Source organism: Cryobacterium sp. MP_3.1, from assembly GCF_035984795.1.
Classification (GTDB): Bacteria; Actinomycetota; Actinomycetes; order Actinomycetales; family Microbacteriaceae; genus Cryobacterium; species Cryobacterium zongtaii.
In genome coordinates this window covers 1-14,978 of the sequence record NZ_JAXCHV010000019.1, presented here as the reverse complement: position 1 = coordinate 14,978, position 14,978 = coordinate 1, and the positions used below count along the sequence as shown (strand labels likewise).

The window sequence follows — 14,978 nt, the reverse complement described above, 5'->3', positions numbered from 1 at the left end:
GCGACGAGCGTGGGCCGGTTAGTCGAGGGAGATGCCGAAGTCGGTGGCGATGCCCGCGAGTCCGGTGGTGTAGCCCTGGCCGACGGCCTTGAACTTCCAGTCGGTGCCGTTGCGGTAGACCTCCGCGAACAGCATGGCGGTCTCGGGTGCCGCGTCCTCGCTCAGGTCGAACCGCACGATTTCCTGATCGTCCTGGTCGACGATGCGGCAGTACGCCCCGCGCACCTGGCCGAAGTTCTGGCGGCGTGCGTCGGCCTGGTCGATCGAGACCACGATCACCACGCGGGAGACGTCGCTGGCCACCTGACGCAGGTCGATGTTGATCTGCTCGTCGTCGCCGTCGCCGGCTCCCGACCGGTTGTCACCGAGGTGCACAACCGACTTGTCTGCCGAGGCGGGCTGGTTGTAGAAGATGAAGTCGGCGGAGGAACGCACCTTGCCGTTGTCGCCGATGAGGAGCGCGGAGGCGTCCAGGTCGAAGGCTTCGCCGCTGGTGGTGCGCGGGTCCCAACCCAGGCCGACAGTCGCGACGGTGAGTCCGGGGCTGACCTTGGTCAGCGAGAGGTTGTTGCCTTTTGCGAGTGTCAGACCTGCCATGGGAATTTTCTCCTTGTGTGTATGGGGTGGGTGAACGGCCGTGCGGTGGCGCGGTTAGAGGACCTTCGCTGCCGCGGTGAGCAGGTCCATGGCCGAACGGCCGGTGGCGCGCTCGCCGATGGCCTTGAAGGTCCAGCCGGTGCCGTCGCGGGAGACCTTTGACATGATCATCGCGGTGTGCGGGCCGCTGTCGGTCAGCTGGTAGCGGGCGACCTCGGGGGTGCCGGCGGACGAGTCGTCGACGAGGCGGCTGAACGCGTTCTCGACGAGGTCGAAGGTCTGCTGGCTGTAGCTGCTGATGACGAAAACGATCTGCGAGACCGCCGCGGACACCTGGGCGAGGTCGACGAGGATGGTTTCGTCATCGCCGTCGCCGGCCCCGGTCAGGTTGTCGCCGGTGTGGCGGGTCGAGCCGTCCTTGCTGCTGAGCTGCTGGAACCAGACGGTGTCGAGGACCTTGCCGGCGGCGTCGAAGAAGATCGCCGAGGCGTCGAGGTCGACCTCTGCGGCCTTGCCGCGACCGAACAGACCGCGCTTGACGGGGGCGGCGCTGTCCCAGCCGAGGCCCATGCGGACCTTCGAGAGGCTGCCGCCATCCGCCTTGGTCAGCGAGAGCGACTGGCCCTTTGACAAGCTCAAACCCATTGTGTACTCCTTCGTATGACGTTTTGTGTTGGTCAGCGCCAGTGCGCGCCCAGTCTAGAGGCCACCGGCACGGAAAATCCTGTATGGAGCGGGCGGCGAGGCGGCGACAACCGCGCGTCGCCGCCCGCTCCGGGGGTGGTGCTACTGCGCGACGCCGGCGTGGGCGTTGTGCGCCTCGGCCAGCAGCGCCTGCAGCTCTTCGTCTTCGGCGGCACGAGCCCGGTGCTTGGGGGTGAGCAGGCCCAGGGCGCGTTCGTGGGCGACGACGAGAGCGTAGGTTTCGTCGCGCGTCTCACCCTTGCCGCTGAAGTCGCCGGTCAGGTACTTCTTGGCCGAAGCCTTGCTGAGCGCGATCGCGCTGTGCGCGCGGCCGGCCGGGCTGACGAGCGAAGCGATGACCGTGACCGTGAGAACACCGATGATCACGGCGAGCGAGACGCCGGTGCTGATCTCGAAGACCGGGACGTGCTCGCCGCCGTTGATGAACGGCAGCGTGTTCTCGTGCAGGGCGTGCAGCACGAGCTTGATGCCGATGAAGCCGAGGATCGCGGCCAGGCCGTAGCTGAGGTAGATCAGGCGGTCGAGCAGGCCGTCGATGAGGAAGTAGAGCTGGCGGAGGCCCATGAGCGAGAACGCCGTCGCGGTGAAGACGATGTAGACGTTCTGGGTGAGGCCGAAGATCGCGGGCACGGAGTCCAGCGCGAACAGGAGGTCGGTGCCACCGATGGCGACCATGACGAGAAGCATCGGCGTCATGACCTTCTTGCCGTTCTCCATGGTGAAGAGCTTGTCGCCGTCGTACCGCTCGGTGGTGTGGAACAGGCGCTTCGCCAGCCGGATGATGAAGTTGTCGGCCTCGTCGCTCTCGGCTTCGGGCTTCAGCAGCTTGACCGCGGTGTAGATGAGGAATGCGCCGAACAGGTAGAACAGCCAGGCGAACGAGTTGATCAGCGCCGCGCCGAGGAAGATGAACCCGGTGCGGGCGATCAGCGCGAAGACGATGCCGAAAAGGAGCACCTTCTGCTGGTCGGCGCGAGGCACCTTGAAGCTGGCCATGATGATGAGGAAGACGAAGAGGTTGTCGACCGACAGCGCCTTCTCGGTGATGTAACCCGCGAAGTACTCGGTACCGAGCGTGCCGCCGCCGAAGAAGAGAACACCGAGCCCGAAGACGATAGCGATGCCCACATAGATGGCGGACCACTTGGCGGCCTCGGGGAGGGTCGGCTCGTGAGCCTTGCGCACGTGGAAGAAGAAGTCGAAGGTGAGCAGGGCGACGATGCCGAGGATCGTGAGGAGCCAGACGTAGCCGGGTATGTCCATGGGTGGTGTTCTCCGCGGGGGTAGTGGTGTGATTAAGTTGGGGTCGCCCAACCATTCGCATCCCAACCGAAAGGTAAGGTAGCTCCACTATGTTAGTTGGATCCGTCCAACTATTCGCACAGCCTCCGAAAAGTCAGGAAACTTTCAGCCATGGTGTACAGCCGGGAAACCGCTCCAACGGTCGGTGAGGCTCTGGAATCGGCCCTGTCGACCATCCTCCGCTGGTCGACGCGCGCCGACAATAAACGGATGCTGCACGATTCGAGCGGTGCCGCCCTCTCCAGCACGGACTCCTGGTTGCTGGAACGCGTCGTCGTCGCCGGGCCGCTGCGGATGTCGAAGCTCGCGGGCTGGATGGCGGTGGACAAGTCCACCATGACCACCGAGATCCGGCGGCTGGAGAAATCCGGACTGGTGAGTCGGCGATCCGATCCGACCGATCGGCGGGGCGTGCTCATCACCGCGACGGAAGAGGGGCGTACCGCCATCGCCCGGCACCGCCAGCTCGCCCAGGACGTGTACGGAACCCTGGTCGGCAAGTGGACTGAAGAGGACCGCACAGAGTTGGCCCGGTTGCTCGGTCGTTTCGTCGACGAGCTCTCCTGGGTGACCGATGCGGTCGCCAGGCACAACGAGTCGATCTGACCTCGCGCTGGGCTACCCGCCCAGGCCCAGCCAGAGGCCCAGGAAGGCGCAGCCCACCGCGAGCGCGAGCATCCCGAGCCCGTTGACCAGCGCCGGAAGGGACCGCCGGTCCTGCGCCAGCCGCACGGTCTCGTAGCTGGCGGTGCTGAAGGTGGTGAAACCGCCCAGCAGGCCGCCGCCGAGTACCAGGTGCCAGGCCTCCGGCAACCACAGCGCCAGGGTGAGGCCGGTGATGAGTCCAAGCAGCAGGGAGCCGACCACGTTGATGAGCAGGGTGCCGACCGGCAGCGTGGTGCGCACCCTGGACTTCACGACGCCGTCGACGACCAGCCGCAGGGTCGCGCCGAGACCGCCGGCCAGCGCCACGGCGACAAAGAGCAGCGGGGTCATCGGGCCGCCGTCCCGCTAGGATTCGGCCGCCGGCCGTGCAGGGCCCCGGCCGCGCCGATCCCGGCCCACGAGGCGGCCGCGCCGATCAGAACCGTGCCCAGCGCGTAGAGCAGGGCGGCGCCGAGTCGACTGTCGGCCAGCAACAGGCTGGTGTCGGTGGCCAGGGCGCTGTAGGTGGTGAAGCCGCCGAGCACGCCGGTGCCCAGCAGCAGCCGCAGCTGCCGGCGTCGGCCTTCGTCTGGGCCGCGGCGGGCCAGGGTCTCCAGCAGCAGCCCGAGCACGAAGGCGCCGACGATGTTGATGCCCACGATCACGACAGCCACCCCCGCGACCGGCGGCACCGAGATCGCCAAGAGCTCGCGCAGCGCGGTGCCGACGGTACCGCCGGCGAAGACGAGGGCGAGGTGCGGCCAGCGCAGGTGTACGGGGCTCGACGCGCCGGTCGGGACTGCCATCAGGTGCCGCCGTCGAGGGTGAGGGCGAGCGCGGCCGCCTCGGCACGTGGGGCATCGAGGTACCGCCGGCCGCCGGCCTGGTGGACCAGCGGATGCCCGGTGGGCAGATTGAGTCGGTGGATGGCCGATTTGTCGAGGGTCTCGAGCACGGCGCAATACGCGCGGAGGGAGTTGCCGTGCGCCACGACCAGCACGGTGCGCTCATCCGCCAGGAGCGGCAGCACCCGCTCGGTATGGATCTCGGCCACCCGGGACATCACGTCACGTAACGACTCGCTGCGGGTGAGCGCCCGGGCGGGCAGGCCACGGAACAGGGCCGTGTCGGCGAAGCCGCCAAGCTGCTCGTCGGACATGGCCGGCGGCGCGGTGTCGACCGAGCGGCGCCAGGCCAGGAACTGGGCCTCGCCGACCTCGGCGCGCACATCGTCCTTGTACCGTCCGGTGAGGGCGCCGTAGTTGCGTTCGTTCAGGCGCCAGTCGGTGTGGACAGCGTCGGCCGGCAACTCCAGCGCGGTGGCCACGATGGCACTGGTCTGCCTGGCGCGCTGCAGCGGGGAGACGAGGACGGCATCCGGGACCAGGTCGTGCGCCGTGAGCAGGTCTGCGGCGGCCAGCGCCTCGTCGGCGCCGGACGGTGACAGCTCGGGGTCGAGGATGCCGGTGAAGAGGCCGGCGGCGTTCGCGGTGCTCTGGCCGTGGCGGAGCAGGACGAGGGAAGCGCCGCTCGGCAAGCTCGTCACCGTCACCCACCAGTCTCGTCGGCCGGAACCATCAGCGCAGTCGGCGGTTCGAGCGAGTGCTCAGGTGGGATCCATCACCACGCAAAAGGGTACACCGCTCACTCGGACTCCCACGGCACGTCATCGTCGAACGACACCGGAGCCAGGGGGACGACGACGACGGGACGGTGCTGCCGGTGCGCCAGGTGCATCGCGATCGACCCCGCGAAGAACTCCTGCAGGCTGCCACGCACGGTGCCGTCCCTGGTGCCGACGACGATCATCACGGCCCGGAGCGTCTCGGCGAGCTGCCCGAGCGCCCTGGCCGGGTCGCCGGACAGCTGGCGGGTGCTCCACTCGATGTCGTGGCCGCCCAGGATGCGGGTCAGATGGGCGGTGAGGTACGGGTCGATGGCCGCGCCGTTACCCGGCGTGGGCGCGTCGGCGTGGTCGGCCCGCGGATGCCGGCCGGGGTCCACCCAGGCGCACACCAGCTCGGCGTCGAACCGCGCGGCGAACACCGCGGCCTGCAGCACGACGCCGTCGGCCTGACCTGGATAGACCCCCACCACCACTCGGGCTCGGATGCTCATGGCGCCCAGAGTGACAGAAGACCCCGCACCGCGGTAGGCCCCTAGCCAGGACGGCGCCGCCGTGCCGTCGACTCAATGCAGCTTGATGGTCCCACCGTCGACCATGAGCGTCTGCCCGGTGATGTAACTCGAGTCGTCGGAAACCAGGAAGGCGACCGCGGGGGCGACATCGGTACCCGGGTCACCGAAGCGACCCAGCGGGATTTTGGCCAGGGTCGACTGGTAGAGCTCGGGGAACGCCTGCGACCAGGCCTGCACACCCTCGGTCATCGCCATGGGGCACACCACGTTGACCCGGATGCCGTCTGGTGCCCATTCGTTCGAGACGACGCGGCTGAGGCCCCGGATGGCTTCCTTCGCCGCCGCGTATGCGGCCTGGGTGGGCTGACCGTCCAGGCCGGCGCCGGAGCCGAAGTTCACCACCGATCCCGTGGTCTTCTTCAGTTCCGGGTAGGCGGCGCGCATGAAGTTGATGGTGGCGCGCAGCCCGGTGGAGAAGGAGAGGTCCCACATCTGCTCGGTCAGCTCGAGGAAAGGCGCCTGGCGCGAGGCGTGAGCGTTGTTCACCAGTCCGTGCACCCCGCCGAAGCGCTCCACGGCTGCGCCGACGGCCCGCTCGGCCACGGCAGGATCGGACACGTCGCCCTGCAGGAACACCACGGTGTCGCCGAGCTCGGCGGCCAGGGCTTCCCCGGCCTCCCGGGCGAGATCCACCACGACCACGTTGGCACCGCGTTGCACGAAGGTGCGGGTGATGGCGCCGCCGATGCCGGAGGCCCCACCGGTGACGATGACGCTCTTGTTGTCGAGTTGCATCGGGGTTACCACGTGTTGTCGCCGCGCAGGACGGCGTCGTAACCGCCGTCGATGAAGATGACCTGGCCGCACAGGTGCGAGTTCTCCTCGTCGGCGAGCCAGACGAGAAGCTTCGCGGCGACGTCGGCGTCGAACGGCCCGTTGAGCGGCATCGGCACCTGTTCGTTCAGCTTTGCCCGGCCCTCGGGGGTGGCGACCAACTCGGTCGTCATCGGGGTGAGAACGACACCCGGCGCGATCGCGTTGAGTGGAATCCCGGCGCCCGCCCACTCGGCGGTCGGTGCTGTCGTGCGCAGCCAGCGGGCCAGGGCCCGCTTGCTGGACGAGTAGATCTGGTGCCCGGTCGCCGGGGTCGTGGCGAGTTCGGCGGCGCGGGCCAGGGCATCCTGTTCGGTGCCTTCCAGCAGGAGTCGCACCAGCTCCTCATCGAAGGGCTGCAGCGATGCCATCGAGGCGACGGCCACGGCGCGCGGTGCGGGGGACCGGGTCAGCAGTGGGCGGAGGCCCTCCAGGGTTGCGACGGTGCCGTAGTAGTTGACCGCGGCGGTGACCGGGATCGGGTGGCTGAGACCGGCGACGGCGATGACGCCATCCAGAACGCCGCCGGAGAGTTCCTCGGCAGCGTGGATCAGGTGCTCGCGTCCCTGCACCGTGGACAGGTCGGCGTTGATGTCGGAGTCCTTGAGGTCGGCGCCGATGACGTGGTGGCCCCTGGAACGAAGGAGCGCGGCGGTGGCCTTGCCGATGCCGCTGGCGGCGCCGGTCACGAGGTAGGTGCGGGTCATGGTTGATCTGCTTTCTGGTCGGTGGTGGGTTCAGGTGTCGGTGCCTGAACTGTGATGGCGTACGCGAGCGCGTCATCACGGAATCGGCTGAGGAGTCGGTCGAAGTCGTCGCGGTCGTCGTCTGACCACTGGCGCATCAGGTCGGCCATCATCGCGTCGCATGCCAGGGTCAGCGCCGTCGTGGCGGCTGTTCCCGCGGGCGTCAGCCGCACCAGGGTGGCCCGGGAATCGTCGGGGTCCTGACGCTTCTCGATCAGGCCGTGCGCGGTGAGCCGGTTGCTGAGCTTGGAGATCGCGGAGGCGCCCACGCGCAGGCGGGAGGCGAGGGCGGAAGCGCGCTGTTCGCCGTCGCGGGCCAGAACCGTGACGGCCACGATCGAGGTGGCGTCCAGATCCACGCCGGCATCGACCGCCAGTCCCCGGATGAAGGTGGCGGAGGACCAGACCGAGAAGACCTCGAGCAGTGCCCCGAGTTGCTCATGACGGTATGGCTGAGCGGACGTTCCTCGTGATGCGGCGTCGGCCTCGGGGGGCACGGTGGCACGTCCTTTCACATCCTCAAGCTTTTACTGTCTTCAAGACAGCATATGTTCGAGGAGGTCGTGGTGCAAGCCCCGCTTCGCCGGTGGTGTCGCTAGGAGACGGGCAGGATCACGCCGATGGGTTCACGCTTCTCGGCCTGGAACCTGTCTTCGGTGCGGCCCTGCGCCCAGTACCCGGACAGGGAGAGCTCGGATCTCTGCACGCCACGCGCCGTGAAAACATCGCGCAGTGCCTTCATCGCCGAGCGCTCGCCGTGCGCGAAGATCTGCGGCCGGCCGGGCAGCCAGGTGGCTGCGTCCACCGCGGCGGACAGCTGCGCCGGGTCGGTGCCGAACAACCATCGGATCTGCACCGCACCGGGCGCGGTCAGCTCCAGGATTTCGCTCGCGCTCGCCACCTGGATGAAGGCCAGTCCCGCTGCCGTGGCCGGCAACGACTCCAGCGCGGCCGCGATGGCGGGCAGCGCGGACTGGTCACCCGCGAACAGGTGCCAGGCCGAACCGGGGTCGGGGGCGTAGCCGCCGCCGGGGCCGGAGAACGTCAGCAGGTCACCCGGTTGGGCCGCGTCGGCCCACGGACCGGCCAGACCCTCGGTGCCATGCACGACGAAGTCGATCGCGAGGGTGCGTGCGTCGAGGTCCACGTGGCGCACTGTGTAGGTGCGGGTCACCGGAAGATCTTCCGGGGGAAGGATTTCCCGCAGGGCCGTGATGTCGAAGGGCGGCGTGAGACCGAGCTCCGGCCTGGCGAAGTGGATCTTCACGTATTTGTCGGTCGAGTCGTTGGTCACGAACCTGTCGAACTGCTCGCCGGAGAGGACGATGCGCACCAGATGGGGGCTCAGCTGTTCGCGGCGCACAACGTGAAGAGTGATCTGCGGACGCACGGGACGGGCCGGTCTGGCGGTGAGAGTAGTCATCCCGACTCACTCTAAGTTAGGTAACCCTCACTTGGCAATATTCCGGGTGCGGCTAGCCGAAGCGCAGGATCCGGAAGCCTGCCGCGTCCAGGGTGGTGAGGCCGAACCGCTGCCGGAGCGTGCGCTCCCTCTGGCCCGGCACGACGTTCGAGAGCGCGAGGGCGACATGGAACAGGATTTCAGACGCGACCAGGCGTTGCAGCTTCGGGGGAGCGAGCCTGGATCTGGCGCTCTGCACCACGACGATTCGTACGGCGTCCGGTGCGATGTGGTCCTCCAGCTCGCGCAGCAGCGTGGCGGCCTTCACGAGCGAGGATCGCCGGGCGTCCCGGTCGATGGCCAGCACCACCACACGGGCCGGGCGCGCCGACAGTGCGTGGTCGGTCACCGGGATTCCCGCCGCGCGCGCGCCGTCGCGCAGCACGGTGAGGAGCTCGTCGGCATCCCCCTCGAGCAGGATCGGAGCCGTCAGGACGTGCGCTGCGATCGCCCGAAGTTGTTCTGCTCGCCTCTTCCGCGACATGACGCCCCTCTCGTGGTCCTCCCATTCTCCGGCACGACGGTGCGCGGCGGGCCTAGACAGCGTCGGAGGGTCGGGGCAAAGATCGTACCGACGAACGCCGACGCGCGGCGCGGAATGGATACCTGTGGACGTGGACACGACGAAGCCCTGGTCGAGCGCGTGGCTGAGACAGGAGTTCATCACTCAGGAACTGATCTCGGGGACCGTGCTGGTGAGCGTGGTGATCGCGGTTGCCGACGAGGCCGGGGGCATCTTCGATGTCTTTGCGATCACCCTCTTCAGCGTGCTGATCTTCTGGGCCACCGAAGTCTTCGCACACACCATCGCCGCGCAACGGCGTCGGCCGGACACCGAGGCCGTGCGGGTGCGGGCGTCGGTCCGGTCCGCGCTGAAGGACTCCAGAGGACTCCTGCTCGCGGGGGTCCCGCCGCTGATCTTCCTGCTGCTCGGACTCGTCGGGGTGCACGACGGCGAAGTGGCCTACTGGTGGGCGCTCTGGGTCGAGGTGGCCATCCTGGCGGCGGCGGGCTGGATCGCCTTCGGCGGCCTCAGGGTCGCCTGGTACTGGCGGGCCTGCGGGTCGTTGGCCACGGCGGCCCTGGGGCTGCTCGCCATGCTGCTGAAAATCCTGGTGCACTGACCGCGAACTGTGACTCAAGCCCCAGAATCCGGGGATTTTCGGTGCTTATCTCACGGTCCGCGGAACCTCGCTAGCCTTGCACCATGGCCACCCTGGGCAGATACCCGAAAGGCGTCGCGAAGCGCGCCGAGATCCTGGAGACCGCCCTGGCGCTCGTGGCGCGGCAGGGCTTCCGTCAGACCTCGGTACGGGACATCGCCGCCGCGGTCGGGCTCACCCAGGCCGGCCTGTTGCACTACTTCGAGTCGAAGGACGACCTCTGGGTGGCCATCCTGCGCACCAGGGACGAGATCGACGCGGCGAAGGATCCCGAGGACCCGGACCCGGCGGCCACCTTCGCGGCCCTGATCCGGCACAACGCCGAGGTGCCCGGGCTCGTGCAGATGTTCGCCAACCTGTCCGCCGCGGCGGCGACCGACCCTGAGCATCCGGCGCACGAGTACTTTCGGGAACGCTACGCGCACTCGCGCAGCACGATCACGGCCGGGCTGCGCCGCATGCAGGCATCCGGGCGGCTCGACGACTCGGTCGACCCGGAGATGTTGGCGTCGATCCTGATGGCGGTCAGCGACGGCATGCAGGTGCAGTGGATGTTCGACGACAGCCGCGACATGGGCGCACACGTCGAGGCCGTGATAGCCCTGGCCCGCGCGGGGAACCGCCCGCCGGCGGCGAACGGTTCCCCGGCCTGAGCCAGGCGGCTACAGGGTGGCCGCCGCGGGATCCCAGTCCTCGGGCAGCGGCGTCGGCCGGGCAACGCTCGACACCACGTCGACGCTCTGACCGGTTTCGGCGGCGTCGGAGACGGCCAGCAGCACATCGAGCACGTGCGCCGCGACAGCACCGCTGGCGCGCTCGGGCACACCGGCACGGATGGAGCGGGCCAGGTCGAGCACGCCAGAGCCGCGACCGTAGGTGGAACCTGTCGCCGGGAGAATGCTCGGCTCCTCCTGGCCGAACCGCCACAGCGTGGAATCACCCTCGAAGGTGTTGGGATCCGGTAGCACCAGGGTGCCCTCGGTGCCGCTGATTTCCACAAAACCCATCCGCGGCAGGGCGTTCTGGAAGCTGAAGGTGGACTGCGCGGACTGGCCGCCCGCGAACGAGATGACCGCCGCGTGATGGGTCGGCACTTCCACCGGGAACTCGGTGCCCGCGCGGGGCCCGCTGCCGATGGTGCGGACCGCGCTGGACGTCGAGGACACCGCGCCGACCCGGCTGGCGGCGCCGAACGCATGCACCAGCGTCGTGACGTAGTACGGACCCATGTCGAAGAGCGGCCCGGCGCCGTACGCGAACAGGAACTCGGGGTTCGGGTGCCAGGCGTCGGGGCCGGGAACGTGGAACATCGTGGTCGCCGTCAGCGGCTCGCCGATGTCACCGCGGTTGATGGCCCGCATGGCGGTCTGGATGCCCGCACCCAGCACGGTGTCCGGCGCGCAGGCGACGCGGAGTCCCGCGGTGTCCGCCGCGGCGAGCAGTGCCGCGCCGGAGTCGTGGTCGAGGGCGAGAGGCTTCTCGCTCCAGACGTGCTTGCCGGCGGCGATGATGCGCTCACCCACCGCGGTGTGCACGGCGGGGATGGTGAGGTTCACGACGATTTCGATGTCGTCCCTGGCCAGCAGGTCCTCGACGGACCCGTGTCCGGGCACCCCGTAGGCCTCGGCCTGCGCCTGGGCGCGATCGAGGTCGAGGTCAGCGACAAACAGCACGTCGAGGTCGGCGAACGCCGTCATATTCTCCAGGTAGGTGCCGCTGATGACGCCGGCGCCGATGACACCGACGCCGACGCGTCCGGTGCGGCTCACTTGTCGTTCTCCGCGAGCCAGGCGAACGACGCCGCGATGCCCTCGAAGACATCACCCGCGTAGCCGTCGAACTCCACCACGCGCAGGGCGTGCGGGGCGGCCTCGAGGATGGCGGCGACGCCGACGTCGCCGCTGCCGGCCGGGAGCTGGCTGCTGAAGGCGGTGACGAGCGCATCGGACACGTTCAGGGCGCTGTCGCTGCCGGGCAGCGTCGTGACGATGTCGCCCTGGACCGGGCCGTCCTTGATGTGCAGGAACTGCACCCGGTCGCCCAAGCGGCGCAGCAGCGCCGGGGTGTCCGCGCCACCGACGGTCGACCAGTAGGTGTCGAGTTCGAGGACCACGTCGGGGGAGAGGCCGTCGAGGAACAGCTCGTAGATGCTGCGGCCGTCGACCTTGTTCGCGAACTCCCACTGGTGGTTGTGGTAGCCGAAGCCCAGGCCGACGGCGGCCGCCTGCACCTGGAGCTCGTTCACCCGGTCGGCGATCCTGGCGGCGTCGTCAGCGGTCTGCCACCGATCGCTCGGGATGAACGGGTCGATGACCGTGCCGATGCCGAGCTGTGCGGCGGCGTCGAAGGTGCGGGCCGGGTCGTCGGAGTCGATGACGGGTGCGTGTCCGGACGGCGCCGTGATGCCGGATGCCGCGAAGGCCTTCTCGAACTCATCCGCGCGGTCGACGAACGCGTACGGCTCCACCTTGGTGAAGCCGATGTCGGCGACGCGGGCGATGGCCCCCTGGAGGTCTGCGGAGATGGCATCCCTCACGGTGTAGAGCTGGACCGAGGGTGTGCTGGACATACGTGCTCCTTTGGAAGTGAGGGCGTGGTTCTTCTGCAGGAACAAACCTAACGTTGCAAGGTTTTATCCGCCAGACCCGGCGGCGGGTGATCCTGTGCGTTTGTACAGGAAGCGCCCCTAGGCTCGAAGCACTATGGACGACCCTCCCACGCATAAACCCTCGCTCCCTGCCCGCCCCGAAGCTTGTCGGGAACATGACTTCCGGGCGCAGGGAGCCACCTCGTGAACGAATGGATCATGCTGGGCCTCGGGCTCATCCTGACATTCGGCACCGGCGTGTTCGTCGCCGCCGAGTTCGCCCTCGTCACCCTCGACCGCAATGAGCTCGAGGCCCGAGCGGCCCGCGGCGAGAAACGTCTCGGCCCCACCATCAAGGCCTTGCGGATCACCTCGACGCATCTCTCCAGCGCACAGCTGGGCATCACGCTGACGACCCTGCTCACCGGATACACCTTCGAGCCGGCCATCAGCTCGCTGTTGCGCGGCCCGATGACCGACCTCGGGGTGCCGGAGGGTGTCGTGCCCGTGCTCGGCACCGTGATCGGCATCTCGCTGGCCACCCTGTTCTCCATGGTGATCGGCGAGCTCGTGCCCAAGAACTTCGCGCTGGCCGTTCCCTTGGCCACGGCCAAGTTCGTCGTGCCGATGCAGGCCGCGTTCACGGCGGTGTTCAAGCCCGTGATCCTGCTGTTCAACAACACCGCCAACGCCCTCATCCGCCTGGTCGGCATCGAGCCCAAGGAGGAACTCTCCGGCGCGCGCAGCGCCGAGGAGCTCGGCTTCCTGGTGCGCCGGTCGGCCCTGGAGGGACTGCTGGACGCCGACCACGCCGAAATGCTGGGCCGCACCCTGCGGTTCTCCGATCACTCGGCCGCCGACGTGATGACCCCGCGGGTGCAGATGGCGTCGGTGCACGCCGGTGACACCGCCGAGAACATCGTGACCCTGGCCAGCGCCACCGGCTTCTCCAGGTTCCCGGTGATCGGCCGGGACACCGACGACATCCTGGGCGTGCTGCACGTCAAGCAGGCCTTTGCCGTGGCCCTCGGCCGCCGCACCCTGGTGCGTGCGGACGACCTGATGCTGCCCGCTCTGCGGGTACCGGAGTCGATGGGCATCGACCGACTGCTCGGCACCCTGCGCCAGCAGGGCCTGCAGATCGCCGTGGTCTCCGACGAGTACGGCGGCACCGCCGGCATCGTCACTCTGGAGGACCTCGTGGAGGAACTCGTCGGCGAGCTCGAGGATGAGCACGACAGGGCCAAGCCCGGCATCGTGCGCACCGGCCGCTCCATCGTGTTCGACGCGGGCCTGCGTCCAGACGAACTGCTCGAGCGGATCGGCGTCACCGTGCCAGAGGACGGCGACTACGACACCATCGCCGGCTTCGTGACCGACCGGCTCGACCGGATGCCCGAGCTGGGCGACACCGTGCCCATCGACGTGGGCACCCTGAGGGTCGAGCGGATGGACGGCGCCCGCGTCTCGCGCATCCGTCTCACCCCGACCGCGACAACGGCCGACCTCGACCCGGTGACCGCTGTTGGTGAAGGGAGGCTGACCCATGAGTGAGTACCTTCCCGGGCTGCTCTGGCTCGTTGTGCTGCTGGCCGTCAACGCCTTCTTCGTCGGCGCCGAGTTCGCCGTGATCTCGGCCCGACGCTCCCAGATCGAGCCGTTGGCCGCACAGGGCAGCAAGGCAGCCAAGACCACGCTGTGGGCCATGGAACACGCCACGCTCATGCTGGCGACCTCACAGCTGGGCATCACGGTGTGCTCGCTGGTCATCCTCAACGTGTCCGAACCGGCGATCCACCACCTGCTTGAGATCCCGCTGGGCCTCACGGCGCTCTCCGCGGAGGCCATCAGCGTGATCGCGTTCGCGGTGGCGCTGGGCCTGGTCACCTTCCTGCACGTGGTGCTGGGCGAGATGGTGCCCAAGAACATCTCGTTCTCGGTGCCCGACCGTGCCGCGCTGATCCTCGCGCCGCCGCTGGTGTTCGTGGCCACGGTGTTCAAACCGGTGATCTTCAGCCTGAACTGGCTGGCGAACGGGGTCCTGCGGCTGTTCAGGGTGACCCCCAAGGACGAAGCCACCAGCTCGTTCACCCTCGACGAGGTCGCCGGCATCGTGCGGCAGTCCACCCGTGAGGGCATGCTGATGGATGCCTCCGGCACGCTTTCGGCGGCGTTCGAGTTCACCACCAAGCGGGTCCTGGACGTGGAGGTGCCGCTGTCCGGCATCGTATTCCTGCCCGAGCATGCATCGCCGGCTGACCTGCAACGGGCGGTGGCCGAGCACGGTTTCTCCCGCTATATCCTCACCGATGGGGCCGGATTGCCCGCCGGCTACCTGCACCTCAAGGACGTGATGGACCTCACCGGACCGGACGCCTTCGCGCAGCCGGTGCCCGCCAAGCGGGTGCGCAAGCTGGCCACAGTGCTGCGAGACAGCGACCTCGAGGACGCCCTCGCGGCCATGCGCCGCACCGGCTCGCACGTGGCGTGTTCGTTCGACGCGAGCGGGGTCGCCACCGGGGTCCTGTTCCTCGAGGACATCATCGAGGAGCTCGTCGGTGAGGTGGAGGACGTCACCAGCGTCTAGCCGGCCTGGTGGGTGTGCCCAGGAGGCAATCGCACCGCTTTATGAGGAAATAGTGCGCCTATGAGGACCGAATCGGGTGGGGTGACCCGTGCGTCCTGGACACTGTTCCTGATCATTTTATTAGGCCGCTGCCGGGGTGGCGTTGGCTGTTTTTGCCGTGCTGGCGAACGTT

Annotated in this window: 19 protein-coding genes; 5 read left to right on the top strand and 14 right to left on the bottom strand. The window is 68.5% G+C overall.

What is annotated here, in order from left to right; all coding sequences use genetic code 11:
* Positions 1–18 precede the first annotated feature (18 nt).
* From RCH12_RS12435 to RCH12_RS12425, 3 genes are all read right to left on the bottom strand, one after another.
* Positions 19–597, bottom strand: coding sequence for a TerD family protein (locus tag RCH12_RS12435; protein WP_088457525.1), 579 nt, complete (start codon positions 595–597; stop codon positions 19–21).
* Between the two features lie 54 nt (positions 598–651).
* Positions 652–1,242, bottom strand: coding sequence for a TerD family protein (locus tag RCH12_RS12430; RefSeq protein WP_088457524.1), 591 nt, complete (start codon positions 1,240–1,242; stop codon positions 652–654).
* Positions 1,243–1,383: 141 nt separating this feature from the next.
* Positions 1,384–2,565, bottom strand: a complete 1,182-nt coding sequence (locus RCH12_RS12425) for a TerC family protein (RefSeq protein ID WP_327017044.1) — start codon at positions 2,563–2,565, stop codon at positions 1,384–1,386.
* Positions 2,566–2,715: 150 nt separating this feature from the next.
* Between RCH12_RS12425 and RCH12_RS12420 the strand changes: the two genes are divergently transcribed.
* Positions 2,716–3,210, top strand: a complete 495-nt coding sequence (locus RCH12_RS12420; RefSeq protein ID WP_103431394.1) for a MarR family winged helix-turn-helix transcriptional regulator — start codon at positions 2,716–2,718, stop codon at positions 3,208–3,210.
* 12 nt (positions 3,211–3,222) lie between these two features.
* Here RCH12_RS12420 and RCH12_RS12415 read toward each other — a convergent pair whose 3' ends face one another.
* The 9 genes from RCH12_RS12415 to RCH12_RS12375 all read right to left on the bottom strand — a co-directional run bounded on the left by RCH12_RS12415 (position 3,223) and on the right by RCH12_RS12375 (position 8,953).
* Positions 3,223–3,600, bottom strand: coding sequence for a fluoride efflux transporter FluC (locus tag RCH12_RS12415; RefSeq protein ID WP_088457521.1), 378 nt, complete (start codon positions 3,598–3,600; stop codon positions 3,223–3,225).
* Positions 3,597–4,055, bottom strand: coding sequence for a fluoride efflux transporter FluC (locus RCH12_RS12410; RefSeq protein ID WP_327017043.1), 459 nt, complete (start codon positions 4,053–4,055; stop codon positions 3,597–3,599). Before RCH12_RS12410 ends, RCH12_RS12415 begins: the two co-directional genes overlap by 4 nt.
* Positions 4,055–4,801 carry a 2,3-bisphosphoglycerate-dependent phosphoglycerate mutase gene (locus tag RCH12_RS12405; RefSeq protein WP_327017042.1) on the bottom strand — a complete coding sequence of 249 codons (747 nt, stop codon included), beginning with the start codon at positions 4,799–4,801 and terminating at the stop codon, positions 4,055–4,057. Before RCH12_RS12405 ends, RCH12_RS12410 begins: the two co-directional genes overlap by 1 nt.
* Positions 4,802–4,893: 92 nt before the next feature.
* The gene (locus RCH12_RS12400) at positions 4,894–5,367 is read right to left on the bottom strand and encodes a universal stress protein (RefSeq protein WP_103431397.1); all 474 of its coding nucleotides are present in this window, start codon (positions 5,365–5,367) and stop codon (positions 4,894–4,896) included.
* 72 nt (positions 5,368–5,439) lie between these two features.
* Positions 5,440–6,183: an SDR family NAD(P)-dependent oxidoreductase gene (locus RCH12_RS12395; RefSeq protein WP_327017041.1), complete on the bottom strand. Its 744-nt coding sequence runs from the start codon at positions 6,181–6,183 to the stop codon at positions 5,440–5,442.
* A gap of 5 nt (positions 6,184–6,188) precedes the next feature.
* A complete protein-coding gene (locus tag RCH12_RS12390; RefSeq protein WP_327017040.1) occupies positions 6,189–6,968 on the bottom strand; it encodes an SDR family oxidoreductase in 780 nt (259 codons plus the stop codon).
* The gene (locus RCH12_RS12385; RefSeq protein ID WP_327017039.1) at positions 6,965–7,504 is read right to left on the bottom strand and encodes a MarR family winged helix-turn-helix transcriptional regulator; all 540 of its coding nucleotides are present in this window, start codon (positions 7,502–7,504) and stop codon (positions 6,965–6,967) included. Before RCH12_RS12385 ends, RCH12_RS12390 begins: the two co-directional genes overlap by 4 nt.
* A gap of 98 nt (positions 7,505–7,602) precedes the next feature.
* Positions 7,603–8,430, bottom strand: a complete 828-nt coding sequence (locus RCH12_RS12380) for a siderophore-interacting protein (protein ID WP_327017038.1) — start codon at positions 8,428–8,430, stop codon at positions 7,603–7,605.
* A gap of 52 nt (positions 8,431–8,482) precedes the next feature.
* The gene (locus RCH12_RS12375) at positions 8,483–8,953 is read right to left on the bottom strand and encodes a hypothetical protein (protein WP_103431402.1); all 471 of its coding nucleotides are present in this window, start codon (positions 8,951–8,953) and stop codon (positions 8,483–8,485) included.
* Between the two features lie 130 nt (positions 8,954–9,083).
* Between RCH12_RS12375 and RCH12_RS12370 the strand changes: the two genes are divergently transcribed.
* Both RCH12_RS12370 and RCH12_RS12365 read left to right on the top strand, forming a co-directional pair.
* Positions 9,084–9,593, top strand: coding sequence for a hypothetical protein (locus tag RCH12_RS12370; RefSeq protein ID WP_327017037.1), 510 nt, complete (start codon positions 9,084–9,086; stop codon positions 9,591–9,593).
* Between the two features lie 83 nt (positions 9,594–9,676).
* Positions 9,677–10,285, top strand: coding sequence for a TetR/AcrR family transcriptional regulator (locus RCH12_RS12365; RefSeq protein WP_327017036.1), 609 nt, complete (start codon positions 9,677–9,679; stop codon positions 10,283–10,285).
* Between the two features lie 9 nt (positions 10,286–10,294).
* Here RCH12_RS12365 and RCH12_RS12360 read toward each other — a convergent pair whose 3' ends face one another.
* Positions 10,295–11,401, bottom strand: a complete 1,107-nt coding sequence (locus tag RCH12_RS12360; RefSeq protein ID WP_327017035.1) for a Gfo/Idh/MocA family protein — start codon at positions 11,399–11,401, stop codon at positions 10,295–10,297.
* Entirely contained in the window at positions 11,398–12,201 is an 804-nt protein-coding gene (locus RCH12_RS12355) for a sugar phosphate isomerase/epimerase family protein (protein WP_103431406.1), read from the bottom strand. The genes RCH12_RS12360 and RCH12_RS12355 overlap by 4 nt, the downstream gene beginning before the upstream one ends.
* A gap of 222 nt (positions 12,202–12,423) precedes the next feature.
* On the opposite strand from RCH12_RS12355, the gene RCH12_RS12350 reads away from it, so the two are divergent.
* Entirely contained in the window at positions 12,424–13,773 is a 1,350-nt protein-coding gene (locus RCH12_RS12350) for a hemolysin family protein (RefSeq protein WP_327017034.1), read from the top strand.
* Complete coding sequence (locus RCH12_RS12345) at positions 13,766–14,806, top strand: hemolysin family protein (protein ID WP_327017033.1); 1,041 nt, start codon at positions 13,766–13,768, stop codon at positions 14,804–14,806. Before RCH12_RS12350 ends, RCH12_RS12345 begins: the two co-directional genes overlap by 8 nt.
* Positions 14,807–14,978 lie beyond the last annotated feature (172 nt).